Source organism: Burkholderia sp. PU8-34, assembly GCF_053427725.1.
The window spans coordinates 298,924-313,863 of record NZ_JBSAXC010000004.1 but is presented as its reverse complement, the minus strand read 5'-3'; the positions used below and the strand labels follow the sequence as shown (position 1 = coordinate 313,863).

Genomic DNA, 14,940 nt, shown 5'->3' with positions numbered 1-14,940 from the left:
CACCGGTCCTGTCGACGCATCCACATGCCGCCCACCGCATCGCCCGACACCTGCCAAGCCGAACCCGCGATCGCTGCCCGCATCGCGGCGGCAATGCCGTCGCTGACACCGATTCACCGCCGGATGGGCGAATACGTGCTGGCCAATCCGTTCCGCGCGGCGACGATGCGGATCGACGAGCTCGCGCAGGCCGTGAACGCATCGATCGCGACCGCGAACCGCTTCGCGAAGGCGCTCGGTTTCGACGGCTATCCGGCGATGCGCGCGGCGCTCGTGCGCGGTTTCGAGGCGACGCTGGGGCCCGTCGAGCGGCTGCGCTCCGCGCAGGAGCAGGAAGCGGGCGTGCGCGGCGCCGCGTGGATCGACGCGGTGTTCGACCAGGCGGTCGCGAACATCGAGGACACGCGCGCGCATCTCGACGCGTCGAACGTCGAAGCAGCGGTCGAGGCGATCGTTGCCGCGCGCCGCGTGCTGATCCTCGGCGCGGGGTCGAGCGCGTTTCTCGCCGGGCTGATGGAGCACGGATTGTCGGTCTGCCACGACAACGTGCAGTCGCTCGCGCTGCTCGGCGGCCCGTCGCACGCGGCGCGGCGTCTGTACGCGGCCGACGCGCGCGATCTCGTGATCGCGATCGCCTTTCCGCGCTACGTCGAGGACACGATCGAACTGGCCCGCCGCACGGCCGCGCGCGGTGCGCAGGTGCTCGCGATAACGGACGGCCCGCATTCGCCGCTCGTGCCGATCGCCGCGCTGTCGTTGTTCGTCACGGCGAAGCGGCGTTTCGCGGCGACGTCGGAAGCGGCCGTGCTCGCGACGATCGAGGCGCTGATCGACGCGGTCGCGCTGCGCACGCATCGCTCCGCGAAGGCCGCGGCGGACATGACCGAATTCCTGCTGCCGTGGCTCACGCAACCGCAGGCGGCGCTGTCGGCGACGAACCCTTCCTCCCATCGTTCAAGGAAATCATGACTTCACCCGCGATCGTGGCGATTCACGGCGGCGCAGGCACGATCCTGCGCAATGCGATGAACACGGAAACCGAACTGCAGTACCGCACGGAGCTGGCCGCGATCCTGCGTGCTGCGCAGGCCGTGCTGGCCGACGGCGGCAGCGCGCTTGACGCGGTCACCGTCGCGGTGCGGATGCTCGAAGACTGCCCGCTGTTCAACGCAGGGCACGGCGCGGTGTACACGGCCGAAGGCAAGCACGAGCTCGACGCCGCGATCATGGACGGCGCGACGCTCGCCGCCGGCGCGGTGTGCTGCGCGACGCGCGTGCGCAATCCGGTGCTCGCCGCGCGGCGCGTGATGGAGGCGAGCGAGCACGTGCTGTTCGCGGGCGCGGGCGCCGACGCGTTCGCGGCCGCGCAAGGGCTGGAACTCGTCGAACCCGGCTACTTCGATACCGAAGCGCGCCATGCGCAGTGGGTGAAGGCGCGCGATGCGGCCGGCATGCTGCTCGATCACGACGCCGCGACGTTTGCATTCGGCGACGGCGAACCGCGCCCCGTCGAGCCGCTCGACCCGGACCGCAAGCACGGCACGGTCGGCGCGGTCGCGCGCGACGTGCACGGTCACGTCGCGGCGGCAACGTCGACGGGCGGCATCACCAACAAGCAGCCGGGGCGCGTCGGCGATTCGCCGATCATCGGCGCGGGCTGCTATGCGGACGACGCGACCTGTGCGGTGTCGTCGACCGGCACCGGCGAGATGTTCATCCGGCTCGCGACCGCGCACGACGTCGCCGCACAGATCGCGTACCGCGGCGTGTCGGTCGCCGAGGCCGCGTACGACGTCGTGATGAACAAGCTGCCGCGCATCGCGGGGCGCGGCGGGATCATCGCGGTCGACGCGCACGGCAACGTCGCGATGCCGTTCAACACCGAAGGTATGTACCGCGGCTTTGCCCGCGTGGGCGAAGCGCCCGTCGTCGGGATCTACCGCGACGACGCGGCCTGATTCCGGCCGACCCCAGATGCAGGAGACGCACGCATGACTTCGAAACGAACTCCGTCCGCGCTTGCGATGCCCGAAAAGCGCGTCATCGCGGTGGACGACCTGTCGGTGACGTTTCGCCGCGAAGGCGTGACGTTCGACGCGGTGCGCGGGGTGTCGTTCCATGTCGATCGCCGCGAGACGCTCGCGATCGTCGGCGAGTCGGGCTCCGGCAAATCGGTCACGTCGCTCGCGCTGATGCGGCTCGTCGAGCACGGCGGCGGCGTGATCACGAGCGGCCGGATCGCGCTGCGGCGGCGCAACGGCACGCAGCTCGACCTCGCGCAGGCGAGCGCTGCGACGATGCGCGGCGTGCGCGGCGCGGACATCGCGATGATCTTCCAGGAGCCGATGACGTCGCTCAACCCGGTGTTTACGGTCGGCGACCAGATCAGCGAGGCGATCGCGCTGCATCAGTCGAAGAGCGCGTCCGACGCGCGCGCGGAGACGCTGCGGCTGCTCGACCTCGTGCGCATCCCGGAGGCGCGCCGCGTGTTCGCGCGCTATCCGCACCAGCTGTCGGGCGGGATGCGGCAGCGCGTGATGATCGCGATGGCGCTGTCGTGCCGGCCGGCGCTGCTGATCGCCGACGAGCCGACGACTGCGCTCGACGTGACGATCCAGGCGCAGATCCTGCAACTGATCCGCGGCCTGCAGGACGAGATGAACATGGGCGTGATCTTCATCACGCACGACATGGGCGTGGTCGCCGAGGTGGCCGACCGCGTGCTCGTGATGTATCGCGGCGAGAAGGTCGAGGAGGGCGAGTCGGAGCGGATTTTCGCGGCGCCGGCGCATCGTTATACGCGTGCGCTGCTCGCGGCGGTGCCGCGTCTCGGCTCGATGCACGGTACCGACGTGCCGGAGAAGTTTCCGTTGCTGAAGGTCGACGCACCCGCGGCGGCGGACGGCGCGGCAACGGAGCCGGCCGGCAGCGCGAACGGCGCGGCGGCGGCCGCCGTGCCCGCGCAGCCGCGCATCGATCCCGATGCGCCGCCGATCCTGCGCGTGCGCGATCTCGTCACGCGCTTCCCGGTCAAGAGCGGCCTGTTCGGCCGCGTGTCGCAATACGTGCATGCGGTCGAGCGCGTCAGCTTCGAACTGCGCGCGGGCGAGACGCTCGCGCTCGTCGGCGAATCGGGCTGCGGCAAGTCGACGACCGGCCGCTCGCTGCTGCGCCTCGTCGAATCGCAAAGCGGGTCGATCGAGTTCGACGGCCGCGACATCAGTGCGCTGAAGGGCCACGACCTGCAGACGTTGCGCCGCAATATCCAGTTCATCTTCCAGGATCCGTTCGCGTCGCTGAACCCGCGCCTCACGGTCGGCTTCTCGATCATGGAGCCGCTGCTCGTGCACGGCGTCGCGAGCGGCGCGGCGGCGCAGGCGCGCGTCGACTGGCTGCTCGACAAGGTCGGGCTGCCGGCGGACGCCGCGCAGCGTTATCCGCACGAATTCTCCGGCGGCCAGCGACAGCGGATCGCGATCGCGCGCGCGCTTGCGCTGAACCCGAAAGTCGTGATCGCCGACGAATCGGTGTCCGCGCTCGACGTGTCGGTGCAGGCGCAGATCGTCAACCTGATGCTCGACCTGCAGCGCGAGCTGGGCGTTGCGTACCTGTTCATCTCGCATGACATGGCGGTGGTCGAACGCGTCAGCCATCGCGTCGCGGTGATGTATCTCGGCCAGATCGTCGAGATCGGCCCGCGCCGCGCGGTGTTCGAGGCGCCGCAGCATCCATACACGAAGAAGCTGATGAGCGCGGTGCCCGTCGCCGACCCTGCGCGCCGGCATGCGCCGCGCCAGCTCGCGGCGGACGAGATCCCGAGCCCGATTCGCGCGGCCGGCGACGAGCCGGCGGTCGCGCCGCTCGTCGCGGTCGGCCCCGATCACTTCGTCGCGACGCATCGCGTCGGCGGCGCGTACTGACGCGCAAGGAGACAGAAATGGATCGCAGTTGCGCGCGCGCCAGGCAAAGACGGTTTTTTCCCGAGCGGGTGCAGTCATTCCGCGAGTCCCACCACGCGTCACCGAACCATGCACAGGAGCCAGGCAACATGAACAGACCGCTTTCGTTCCCGATGTTCCGTCCGCGCACGCTGATCGCCGCGGGGGCGAGCGCGTTCGCGCTGGCGGCCGCGCTGCCCGCGTTCGCGCAGCAGACCGCGGTGATCGCGGTGGACCAGACGTTCACGACGATGGATCCGTACGACGCGAACGACACCGTGTCGCAGGCCGCCGCGAAATCGTTCTATGAAGGGCTGTTCGGCTTCGACAAGGACATGAAGCTCGTCAACGTGCTGGCGACGAGCTACGAGGCGTCGCCGGACGCAAAGGTCTACACGATCCACCTGCGCAAGGGCGTGAAGTTCCACGACGGCACCGACTTCAACGCGGACGCGGTGAAGGCGAACTTCGACCGTGTGACCGACCCGGCGAACAAGCTGAAGCGCTACAACCTGTTCCGCGTGATCGAGAAGACCGAAGTGGTCGATCCGTACACGGTGAAGCTCACGCTGCGCGAGCCGTTCTCGGCGATCATCAACACGCTCGCGCACCCGTCCGCGGTAATGATTTCACCGGCCGCGCTGAAGAAGTGGGGCCATGACATCGCGCTGCATCCGGTCGGCACCGGGCCGTTCGAGTTCGTCGAGTGGAAGCAGACCGACGACATGAAGGTGAAGAAGTTCGCCGGCTACTGGAAGAAGGGCTATCCGAAGATCGACATGATCGACTGGAAGCCCGTGATCGACAACAACACGCGCGCGGCGCTGATGAAGGCCGGCCAGGCGGACATGGCGTTTCGCATTCCGTACGAGCAGGTTCCCGACCTGAAGGGCAATCCGAAGCTAGACGTGGTCGAGCGGCCGTCGATCGTCGTGCGCTACGTGTCGCTGAACCTGCAGCAGAAGCCGTTCGACAATCCGAAGGTGCGCCAGGCGCTCAACTACGCGATCAACAAGGAAGCGCTCGCGAAGGTCGCGTTCTCGGGCTTCGCGACGCCGACGACGGGCGTCGTGCCGCCGGGTGTCGATTTCGCGGCGAAGACGGGCCCGTGGCCGTACGATCCGGCGAAGGCGCGCGCGCTGCTGAAGGAAGCCGGCTATCCGAACGGCTTCGAGTCGACGCTCTGGTCCGGCTACAACAACACGACGTCGCAGAAGGTGATCCAGTTCCTGCAACAGCAGCTCGCGCAGGTGGGCGTGAAGGTGCAGGTGCTGGCGCTCGAGTCGGGCGAACGCGTATCGAAGGTCGAGAGCGCGCCGGATCCGGCAACCGCGCCGGTGCGGATGTTCTACATCGGCTGGTCCGCGTCGACCGGTGAGGCGAACTGGGCGCTGACGCCGCTGCTCGCGTCGGCGTCGATGCCGCCGAAGCTCTTCAACACCGCGTACTACAAGAGCCAGGCCGTCGACGACGATCTCGCGAAGGCCCTCGAAACGGTCGACCGCACGAAGAAGACCGAGCTCTATACGGACGCGCAGAAGAAGATCTGGGCCGACGCGCCGTGGATCTTCCTCGTGCAGGAGAACATCGTCTATGCGCGCAGCAAGCGGCTGCAAGGCGTGTACATCATGCCGGATGCGTCGTTCAACATCGACGAGATCTCGATGAAGTAAGCGCGTTCGCGCGCGTCGCGGCACGCCGGCGTGGCACTTCGCACGCGCCGGCGCGTCGCCAGGGTTCGGTGCTCACATGCTGAATTTCATTGTCAAACGCCTGTTCGGTTTGTTGCCCACGCTCGCGATCGTCGCGGTGCTGGTGTTCCTGTTCGTGCACCTGCTGCCCGGCGACCCGGCGCGGCTCGCGGCGGGGCCGGAGGCCGACGAGGCGACCGTCGCGCTCGTGCGCGCCGATCTCGGCCTCGACAAGCCGATGCCGACGCAGTTCGCGAACTTCTTCGTGAAGATCGCGCAGGGCGACTTCGGCAAGTCGACGCGCAGCAAGCGTCCCGTGTCCACCGAAATCGGCGAGCGCTTCATGCCGACGCTGCTGCTGACGCTCTTCAGCATGGTGTGGGCGACGCTGTTCGGGATGGCGATCGGCATCGCGTCGGCGGTGTGGCGCAACCAGTGGCCGGACCGTGTCGGCATGACGCTCGCGGTGTCCGGCATTTCGTTTCCGGCGTTCGCGCTCGGCATGCTGCTGATGGAGATCTTCTCGGTGAAGCTCGGCTGGCTGCCGGTCGTGCCGGACGGCACGTGGAAGAGCTACGTGCTGCCGTCGCTGACGCTCGGCGCGGCGGTCGCGGCCGTGATGGCGCGCTTCACGCGCGCGTCGTTCGTCGAGGTGCTGAACGAGGATTTCGTGCGCACCGCGCGCGCGAAGGGCGTGCACGAGCCGATGGTGGTGCTGAAGCACTGCCTGCGGAACGCGATGATTCCCGTCGTCACGATGATGGGGCTGCAGTTCGGCTTCCTGCTCGGCGGCTCGATCGTCGTCGAGGCGGTGTTCAACTGGCCGGGGCTCGGGCGGCTGCTCGTCGATGCGGTGACGATGCGCGACTACCCGGTGATCCAGGCGATCGTGCTGCTGTTTTCGCTCGAGTTCATCCTGATCAACCTGACCGTCGACGTGCTGTACGCGGTCATCAACCCGACCATCAGGTTCAAGTGAGGCGCACATGAACGCGACTGTCCAGCCCGCGGCGCCGGCCGCGTCCTCCACGGTCCGCACGCCGTGGCGCGAATTCTGGCGCAAGTTCCGCAAGCAGACCGTCGCGCTCGTCGCGGGCGGCTTCGTGCTGCTGCTCGTCGTGCTCGCGATCGTCGGCCCGCACATCGTGCCGTTCGATCCGGAAAACTATTTCGACTACGACGCGCTCAATGCGGTGCCGTCCGCCACACACTGGTTCGGTGTCGATGCGCTCGGGCGCGACATCTTCAGCCGGATCGTCGTCGGCACGCGCATCTCGCTCGAGGCGGGCTTCTTTTCGGTCGCGCTCGGCGCGCTGATCGGCACGTTCTTCGGGCTGCTTGCCGGCTATTACGAAGGCTGGTGGGACCGCATCACGATGCGCATCGCCGACGTGCTGTTCGCATTCCCGGGGATCCTGCTCGCGATCGGCGTCGTCGCGATTCTCGGCAACGGGATGATCAACGTGATCTGCGCGGTCGCGATCTTCAGCATCCCGGCGTTCGCGCGGCTCGTGCGCGGCAACACGCTGGTGCTCAAGCACATGACCTACGTCGAGGCCGCGCGCAGCATCGGCGCATCGGACTGGACGATCCTGATGCGGCACATCCTGCCGGGCACAGTGTCGTCGATCGTCGTCTACTTCACGATGCGGATCGGCACGTCGATCATCACGGCAGCGAGCCTGTCGTTCCTCGGGCTCGGCGCGCAGCCGCCGACGCCGGAGTGGGGCGCGATGCTGAACGAGGCGCGCGCGGACATGGTGAGCGCGCCGCACGTCGCGATCTTTCCGAGCCTCGCGATCTTCCTGACGGTGCTCGCGTTCAACCTGCTCGGCGACGGGCTGCGCGACGCGCTCGATCCGAAGCTGGAGCGGCGCTGATGGCGACCGACAGGGGATTCGACGCCGTATCGCGCGGCGGCGTGCTACCGACCGGGCCGCGCGGCACGATCGCCGACGTGCCCGGCGTGACGGTCGGCCATTGCACGCTCGACGCCGGCGCGGTGCAGACGGGCGTGACCGTCGTGAAGCCGCATCAGGGCGACGTGTACCGCAGCAAGGTGCCGGCGGGCGCGGCGGTGATCAACGGCTTCGGCAAGAGCGTCGGGCTCGTGCAGGTGGACGAACTCGGCGTGATCGACACGCCGATCGCGCTGACGAATACGTTCGGCGTCGGCGCGATTGCCCAAGCGCAGATCCGCGCGGCGATCGCCGCGAACCCGTCGATCGGCCGCGACTGGCCGACCGTCAACCCGCTCGTGTTCGAATGCAACGACGGCTACCTGAACGACATTCACGCGTTTGCGGTGACGGCGTCGCATTACGACGCCGCGTGCCATGCCGCGACGCGCGACGTCGCGCGCGGCGCGGTGGGCGCCGGGCGCGGGATGTCGTGCTTCGACCTGAAGGGCGGGATCGGTTCGGCGTCGCGGGTCGCAGTCGCCGCCGGACGTCCGTACACGGTCGGCGCGCTCGTGCTCGCGAATTTCGGCAGGCTGCCGATGCTGACGCTCGGCGGCGTGCCGGTCGGCCGGATCGTGGCCGAACGTGACGCCGTGCATTCTGCACAGCCTGCACCGCCCGAGCAGGGTTCGATCATCATGCTGCTCGCAACCGACGCGCCGCTCGATGCACGGCAACTGTCGCGGCTCGCGCGCCGGGCGGCGGCGGGCCTTGCGCGGACCGGGTCGGTGTATGGCCACGGCAGCGGCGACATCGCGCTCGCTTTCTCGACCGCCTGCACGATTCCGCACGACGCCCGTTACGTCGCGCTGCCGGCGCTGCTGGCCGACGCGGAGCTCGACCCGCTGTTCGTGGCCGCGGCCGAATGCATCGAGCATGCGATCGCCGATGCGCTGCTGCAGGCCGAGACGGTCGCCGGCCGCGACGGCCACGTGCGGCGCGCGCTGCGTGACGCCATCCCCGATCTCGATCGCCTGCTCGACGAAGGGCCGGGCATTCGAACATGAAAATCCTGATATCGACCGACATTGAAGGCATTGCCGGCGTATTTGCCGTCGAGCAGACGCGTCCCGGCAACCCGGAATACGAGCGTGCGCGCCGCTGGATGACCGCCGAGGCGAACGCGGCGATCGAAGGCGCATTCGCGGGCGGCGCGCAGGCCGTCTGGGTCAACGATTCGCACGGCGGCTTCCGCAACCTGCTGCTTGACGGGCAAGACGGGCTCGATGCGCGGGCGCGCGTCGTGCTCGGCAAGCCGCGAACGCTCGGGATGATGGCGGGCCTCGAGCAGCGGCCCGACCTCGTGTTCATGATCGGCTATCACGCGAAATCGCAGACGCCTGGCGTGCTCGCGCATACGATCAACAGCTTCGCGTTCAGCCAGGTCTGGCTGAACGGCGTCGAACTCGGCGAAGCGGGGCTCTACGGCGCGCTCGCGCGGGAGTACGGTGCGCACGTTGCGCTGGCGTCCGGCGACGACGTGTTTGCCGAGGAGACTCAGCCGCTCTTTCCGGCCGCGCGCTTCGAGACGGTCAAGACGGCGGGCGGCGCGTCGACCGGCGACACGCTGACGCCCGCGGCCGCGTGCGTGCGCGTTGCGGCCGCCGCGCGCGAGACGGTCACGCACGCGCTGGCGGCCGGCTGGCGAGCCGGCGAACCTCGGCCGGCACCGGCCGCATGCACGCTGCGCGTGCAGACGGTCGCACTCGCCGATCTGTTCTGCATGCTGCCGACGCTGGAAAGGGTGGATGCGGTGACGCTGCGGTTCGAAACGCCGTCGGTCGAGCATGCGGTGCGTACGCTGAACAGCCTGTCGGCGATGTCGTTCATGTTGCGCTGACGGGCGCGTGCGGGTCGCCCGTGCTCGGGCAAAAAAAACGCGCCTGCCAAATTTGTTGGACAGTCGCGCTTAAAGACACTCGGTTAAACGGAACATGTGCGATCGCGTCGTGGATCGTGTCGCACACATCGATGCGAATTGTTGCCTCTGCCGATGCAATGCTGCCAGCGAGCTGGAGATAGCATAGGATATGCCGCATTACTCGCAAGGAAAATCCCGTTTAACGTTTGCGACGCCCGCCAGAGCGTCATCCGGCAGTGCGGCACGACCTTTCGTCCGGCTTTCCGGCACCACGTCATTCGGCGCTTGCCGAATGACTTCGTGTTTCGGTGCGGCCCGCCAGAACCCGAAACCGTAATTGATGAAACGAAACCGCCGCGCGCGACGATGCCGAATGAGCATCGCCGCGCGCGGCGGAGCAGGGGCGTACGACGCACCGGGCCGAGCCGGCGCGCGGGTCAGACGTCGAAGAACACCGTTTCCTGAGGGCCCTGCATGCGGATGTCGAACCGGTAGACGATCGGCGCGCCCGGCTGCGCTTCGCGTTTCGCGACGAGCGTCGCGCGCCGTTCGGCCGGCACCGCGTTCAGCACCGGATCGGCTGCGTTCGCGGCTGCTTCGTCGTCGAAGTACACACGGGTGAACGCATGCGTGAGTATCCCGCGCATCATGACCGTCACGTTGATGTGCGGCGCGTCATCGGTCGCGATCCGGCCCGGCTTGACCGTCTCGACGACGAAGCGGTGCTGTGCATCGGTGCCGGTGCCGACCCGCGCGAAACCGGTGAAACCGGCTTTCGCGATGTCGTCGCGCGACGCCGGGTACTGGCCTGCGCTGTCCGCCTGCGTGAATTCGAGCACCGCGTCGCTGACGACGTTGCCGTCGCCGTCGAACACCTGGCCGATCAGCAGCACGTGCTCGCCCGCCGCGTGCGGCGCGGCGATCGCCGGCGAGAACAGGCTCTTCAGGTCGTAGTTGTACTGCTGCGGGCACAGGCCGTAAGCGAAGTACGGGCCGACCGTCTGCGAAGGGGTTTGTTTCAGCGTCGTCATGTTTTAGCGCTCCATCGGGGTGGCGTCGCGGCCGCGCAGCACGATGTCGAATTCGTAGCCGAGCGCATAGCCTTCTTCGGTGATGTCCATCGAGAAACGCGAGATCAGCCGGTCGCGTGCCGCTTCGGGCGTGCCCTGGAAGATCGGGTCGTACGCGAGCAGCGGATCGCCGGGGAAATACATCTGCGTGACGAGGCGCGAGCCGAAGTAGTCGCCGAACAGCGAGAAGTGGATGTGGTTCGGACGCCACGCGTTCGGGTGGTTGCCCCACGGGTACGCGCCGGGCTTGATCGTCAGGAAGCGGTAGCGGCCTTCGTTGTCGGTCAGGCAGCGGCCTGCGCCGAGGAAGTTCGGATCGAGCGGCGCGTCGTGCTGGTCGACCTTGTGCACGTAGCGGCCGGCCGCGTTCGCCTGCCACACCTCGACGAGCGTGTTGCGCACCGGCTTGCCGCCTTCGTCGAGCACGCGGCCCGTGACGACGATGCGCTCGCCGAGCGGTTCGCCATTCCTCACCGCGTTCTTCGTCAGGTCGTGGTCGAGTGCGCCGAGGTCTTCGGCGCCGTACACGGGCGCGTACTGATCGCGCAGCTTCTCCTTCAGCGGAATCAGCGGCTTCGTGGGGCCGCGCTTTACCGACGAGCGGTACTCGGGGTGGACGTAGGCGGGATGCGACGGCCAGTCGCGTGGCGTGAGGATCGTGGGGGAATCCATCGGGCGTCTCCTGTCAAGTTTTCGCAGAGGGGATGGCAGGACTTTAGCCAATCCGGAAAGTTATGCAAAATGACCTTTTTTCGCGAATCGTATAACCGTTCGTTATGCGATGCGCGGGGCGTGGCGGAGGGGAGAATGACGTGGTCCTGCCGGGTCGTCGCGGCGTGCAGATCGCGCACGCGCTCGGCGATTTCCTCGACAGCCGCTTCGACGGGCCGGGCGAAACGATGACGTTCTCGCAAGGGATGCTGACCGGGGCGGCGGCCGTCGAACTCGATCAGGAACTGCGCCGGCTGCGCAGCAAGGCGGCGGCGCTGCATGCGGTGTCGTCGTCCGCGCCGCTCGGGCAGGAGCACGGCACGGGTTTGCTGATCGCGAAGCGGATCCGGGAGCCGACAGGCTTTCAGGCGCTGCGGCGCACGGAGCGAGCGCGATGGGGGCCATGGTCGCGTCCGTCCATGTGCCTGCGGCAAACGAAGCTTGGGATCACCGAGAAAGTTATGCAAAATGGTATTTCACCGTCATTCGCATAACCACCTGTTATGAATAACCGAATCGCCGACGGCCGCGTCAAGTTCCGGCACCTGCAATGCTTCCTCGCGGTCGCGCAACTGGGCGGCGTGCAGAAGGCGGCCGAAAGCCTGTCGATCACGCAGCCGGCCGTATCGAAGACGATCGCCGAACTCGAGGCCATTCTCGGCGTCAGGCTGTTCGAGCGCGGCCGGCAGGGCGCGCACCCGACCCGCGAAGCGCAGCTCTTCATGCCGCATGCTAACGCGTGCGTACTCGCGCTGCGGCAGGGCGTCGGGCTGCTGGCGCGCGAAGGCGGCGCCGCCGCGGCCACGCTCGAAATCGGGATGCTGCCGACTGTCGCGGCGTCGCTCGCGCCGGCGCTGATGAAGGCGCTCGCCGCGCGCTGGCCGCGCGCTGTCGTGCGGATCGCGACCGCCGCGAATGCCGAACTGCTCGAACGGCTGAAGGCCGGCGCGATCGAGTGCGCGATCGGGCGGCTGTCGGAGCCGGAGCGGATGATCGGCCTTGCATTCGAACAGCTGTACAACGAACCGTTGATCGCGGTGGTGCGCGCCGGACATCCGTTGATGTCGAGCGCCACGCCGGCCGCGGAACTCGCGCGCTACCCGGTCGTGCTGCCGCCATACGGCACGCTGATCCGGCAATCGGCCGAGCAATTGCTGAGTACGTGCGGCGCACCGCCGCTGGATTCGTTCATCGAGGTGCTGTCCGTGTCCGTCGCGCGTGCGCTTGCGCTCGAGAACGACGCAGTCTGGTTCGTGCCGCAGTACGCGGCCGAATACGACCTGGCGGCCGGCGCGCTCGCGCGCCTGCCGATGCCGTCGGCCGGCACCGACGAGCCGGTCGGGCTGATCCTGCGGACCGACGCCCAGCCGTCGCCCGTCGCGCGGACGCTGATCGACGCAGTGCGGGAGATCGCGCGGGCTCGGTTCGGCGACGGGCGGCCGGCGCAGCCATTGCAACGCGCCCGGCGGCGCACGCGCAGCGACGCCACGAAGCAGCGCTGAGCCGCCGCGCGGGATCGGCCGATCGGCTGAGGTTCGTGTTCGTCACGCTTGGCCTATCGTATCAATTTTGGTACGATAGGCGGCAAGTCGGCGATGGCGAGACAACAATTTCTGGTGACGCTTAGCGTGCGATTCTTCTGCACGGCAGGCGGAAACGAACCGGTCCGCGAGTGGCTCAAGGGGCTCGGGCAAGCGGAGCGGAAGGCAATCGGCGAAGAGATCAAGACGGTGCAGCTGGGCTGGCCCCTCGGCATGCCGCTGGTCCGGAAGATGTCAAAGGATCTGTGGGAGATCCGGGTCACGCTTCCGACGCGAATAGCGCGAGTCTTCTTCACCGTCGTCGGCGACACGATGGTCCTGTTGCACGGGTTCATCAAGAAGTCGCCGGTCACACCGCCAGACGATCTCAACGTCGCAAGGTGTCGACTGAAAGCCGTGAGCAACGGCATCTGAATTTCGCGCACGCGACGCCGGTTCGTGCCGTCAAGGACGACCGGGCAGCGGGCAACGCAAAGCAATGGAGTACGACATGACGACCACGAACAACCGCCACATCGGCAGTGACTTCGACGCTTTCCTCGACGAGGAAGGCATCCTCGAGGAAGCCACCGCAACCGCGATCAAGCGCGTGATCGCGTGGCAGATCGAGCAGGAAATGAAGGCGCAGCACATCACCAAGACCGCGATGGCCGCGCGCATGAAAACCAGCCGCGCAGCGCTGAACCGTCTGCTCGACGAAACCGACACGAGCCTCACGCTGACGACGCTCGCGAGCGCGGCGGCGGCGCTCGGCAAGCGGTTGAGCTTCGAGCTGGTGCCGGCCTGATTTATCCACCGCGCCCCGCCATCCGCAGATAAAGCAGCGCAGCGCCTGCCAGCAGCAGCGGCCACACGATATACCACCCGGTCGTCAGGAACAGCCCCGCGACCGCCGCCAGCGAAACCCACGCGCAACGGCGTGCAACGCCTCCGCGCGGCAGCAGTTTCAGCGCCGCCGCGGCTCCCAGCGCGTACACCATCACGAAGCAGCCGGACGTGACGAGCACGAGCGGCTTCGGCCCGACGCCCGCGACGGTTGTCGCGGCCAGCGCCAGTGCCGCGAGCGCGGCGATCACGCCGAGGCTGCGGCGCGGCACGCCGCCGACCTGGCTGCCTTGAGCGAGCCACGCGGGCAGCGCGCCGTCGCGTCCGAGTGCCGCGCCGAGCTTCGCCGCACCGGCGAAATACGCATTCATCGTCCCGAGCGTCAGCAGCAACGCGCCCGCGGCCGCCAGCACCTGCGCATGGCCGCCGATGCCGCGCGAGATCAGTTCCGCGAGCGGCGCGCCGGACGCGCCGGCGGACGGCCCGAGCACCGTCACGCTCGCGGCGGCGACCGCCAGGTACAGCAGCCCGACCACGACGACCGCGATGCCGGCCGAACGCGGCATGTCGTGCGCGGGCCGGCGGAATTCCGCCGCGAGATGCGTGATGGCCTCCCAGCCGGCGAAGCTCCAGACGAGCAGGGCCGCCGCCTGGCCGATCGCGAGCCAGCCATGCGGCGCAAACGGATGGAGATTCGAGACGCGCGCGTTCGGCGCGGAGGCGAGCACGGCCGCGAGCAACAGCGACACGAGCAGCGCCGACAACACGAGCTGCATTCGCCCGGACACGGTGACGCCGAACGCGTTCGCGGCCGACACGATCGCGATCAGCGCAACGGCGGTGACGATCACCGTCATGTGGCCGCCGCCCGTCACGGCGGCGACGTACGCGCCGCCGAACATCGCCGCGGCCGGCGCGCCGGCCGGCACCGCGAAGTAGAAACACCAGCCGACGATTGCCGCGGCCTTCGGTCCGAACGCGCGGCGCGCATAGGTCGAGACGCCGCCCGCATCCGGAAAGCGCGCGCCGAGCGCCGCAAAGGTTGCCGCGAGTGGCGCGGACAGCACGACGAGCGCTGCCCATGCAAGCAGCGACGCGGGGCCGGCGACCTCCGCGGCCAGCGCGGGCAGCGCGATCACGCCGGTACCGAGCACCGCGCCGACATACAGCGCGGCGCCCTGGATGATCGTCAGCGAGCCGGCGTGGTGGACAGCGGATGACGATGCGGCGCGCGATTCGGCCGAGGACGGCATGAGCGGGGTCTCCTGTTAGGCATGGGCGTGCGCGGGTGGCACGCGCAGCGAATCGTTCGATCCTAGCGGATTGCGCATTGGCATGCGTG

General features: G+C 68.3%; 14 protein-coding genes and 1 pseudogene. 12 read left to right on the top strand and 3 right to left on the bottom strand.

Annotation, left to right across the window (positions count from 1 at the left end):
• Window positions 1-24: 24 nt before the first annotated feature.
• The 8 genes from ACV22Z_RS12770 (at window position 25) to ACV22Z_RS12735 (ending at window position 9,430) form a co-directional block, all read left to right on the top strand.
• Window positions 25-969: a MurR/RpiR family transcriptional regulator gene (locus tag ACV22Z_RS12770; protein WP_448076656.1), complete on the top strand. Its 945-nt coding sequence runs from the start codon at window positions 25-27 to the stop codon at window positions 967-969.
• Window positions 966-1,958 (top strand): isoaspartyl peptidase/L-asparaginase family protein, encoded by a 993-nt coding sequence (locus ACV22Z_RS12765; protein ID WP_448076655.1) that lies wholly within the window; start codon window positions 966-968, stop codon window positions 1,956-1,958. Before ACV22Z_RS12770 ends, ACV22Z_RS12765 begins: the two co-directional genes overlap by 4 nt.
• 33 nt (window positions 1,959-1,991) lie before the next feature.
• Entirely contained in the window at window positions 1,992-3,920 is a 1,929-nt protein-coding gene (locus tag ACV22Z_RS12760) for a dipeptide ABC transporter ATP-binding protein (RefSeq protein WP_448076654.1), read from the top strand.
• A gap of 128 nt (window positions 3,921-4,048) precedes the next feature.
• Entirely contained in the window at window positions 4,049-5,611 is a 1,563-nt protein-coding gene (gene gsiB / locus ACV22Z_RS12755) for a glutathione ABC transporter substrate-binding protein GsiB (RefSeq protein WP_448076653.1), read from the top strand.
• Window positions 5,612-5,687: 76 nt separating this feature from the next.
• Window positions 5,688-6,608, top strand: a complete 921-nt coding sequence (gene gsiC / locus ACV22Z_RS12750; protein ID WP_448076652.1) for a glutathione ABC transporter permease GsiC — start codon at window positions 5,688-5,690, stop codon at window positions 6,606-6,608.
• 7 nt (window positions 6,609-6,615) lie between these two features.
• Entirely contained in the window at window positions 6,616-7,509 is an 894-nt protein-coding gene (gene gsiD / locus ACV22Z_RS12745) for a glutathione ABC transporter permease GsiD (protein ID WP_448076651.1), read from the top strand.
• Complete coding sequence (locus ACV22Z_RS12740) at window positions 7,509-8,597, top strand: DmpA family aminopeptidase (protein ID WP_448076650.1); 1,089 nt, start codon at window positions 7,509-7,511, stop codon at window positions 8,595-8,597. Before gsiD ends, ACV22Z_RS12740 begins: the two co-directional genes overlap by 1 nt.
• A complete protein-coding gene (locus ACV22Z_RS12735) occupies window positions 8,594-9,430 on the top strand; it encodes a M55 family metallopeptidase (protein ID WP_448076649.1) in 837 nt (278 codons plus the stop codon). Before ACV22Z_RS12740 ends, ACV22Z_RS12735 begins: the two co-directional genes overlap by 4 nt.
• A gap of 458 nt (window positions 9,431-9,888) precedes the next feature.
• On the opposite strand, the gene pcaG is transcribed toward ACV22Z_RS12735, so the two are convergent.
• Entirely contained in the window at window positions 9,889-10,482 is a 594-nt protein-coding gene (gene pcaG, locus ACV22Z_RS12730; protein WP_448076648.1) for a protocatechuate 3,4-dioxygenase subunit alpha, read from the bottom strand.
• A 3-nt stretch (window positions 10,483-10,485) separates the two neighbouring features.
• A complete protein-coding gene (gene pcaH, locus ACV22Z_RS12725) occupies window positions 10,486-11,193 on the bottom strand; it encodes a protocatechuate 3,4-dioxygenase subunit beta (RefSeq protein WP_448076647.1) in 708 nt (235 codons plus the stop codon).
• A 173-nt stretch (window positions 11,194-11,366) separates the two neighbouring features.
• On the opposite strand from pcaH, the pseudogene ACV22Z_RS12720 reads away from it, so the two are divergent.
• The 4 genes and pseudogenes from ACV22Z_RS12720 to ACV22Z_RS12705 all read left to right on the top strand — a co-directional run.
• Window positions 11,367-11,612 (top strand): annotated as a pseudogene (locus ACV22Z_RS12720) (transcriptional regulator); the annotation flags it as partial.
• 123 nt (window positions 11,613-11,735) lie between these two features.
• The gene (gene pcaQ / locus ACV22Z_RS12715) at window positions 11,736-12,734 is read left to right on the top strand and encodes a pca operon transcription factor PcaQ (RefSeq protein ID WP_448076646.1); all 999 of its coding nucleotides are present in this window, start codon (window positions 11,736-11,738) and stop codon (window positions 12,732-12,734) included.
• A gap of 93 nt (window positions 12,735-12,827) precedes the next feature.
• Entirely contained in the window at window positions 12,828-13,187 is a 360-nt protein-coding gene (locus ACV22Z_RS12710) for a type II toxin-antitoxin system RelE/ParE family toxin (RefSeq protein WP_448076887.1), read from the top strand.
• Between the two features lie 76 nt (window positions 13,188-13,263).
• Window positions 13,264-13,560: a Fis family transcriptional regulator gene (locus ACV22Z_RS12705; protein ID WP_448076645.1), complete on the top strand. Its 297-nt coding sequence runs from the start codon at window positions 13,264-13,266 to the stop codon at window positions 13,558-13,560.
• Window position 13,561: 1 nt separating this feature from the next.
• On the opposite strand, the gene ACV22Z_RS12700 is transcribed toward ACV22Z_RS12705, so the two are convergent.
• Window positions 13,562-14,851, bottom strand: a complete 1,290-nt coding sequence (locus tag ACV22Z_RS12700; RefSeq protein WP_448076644.1) for an APC family permease — start codon at window positions 14,849-14,851, stop codon at window positions 13,562-13,564.
• Window positions 14,852-14,940: the final 89 nt, after the last annotated feature.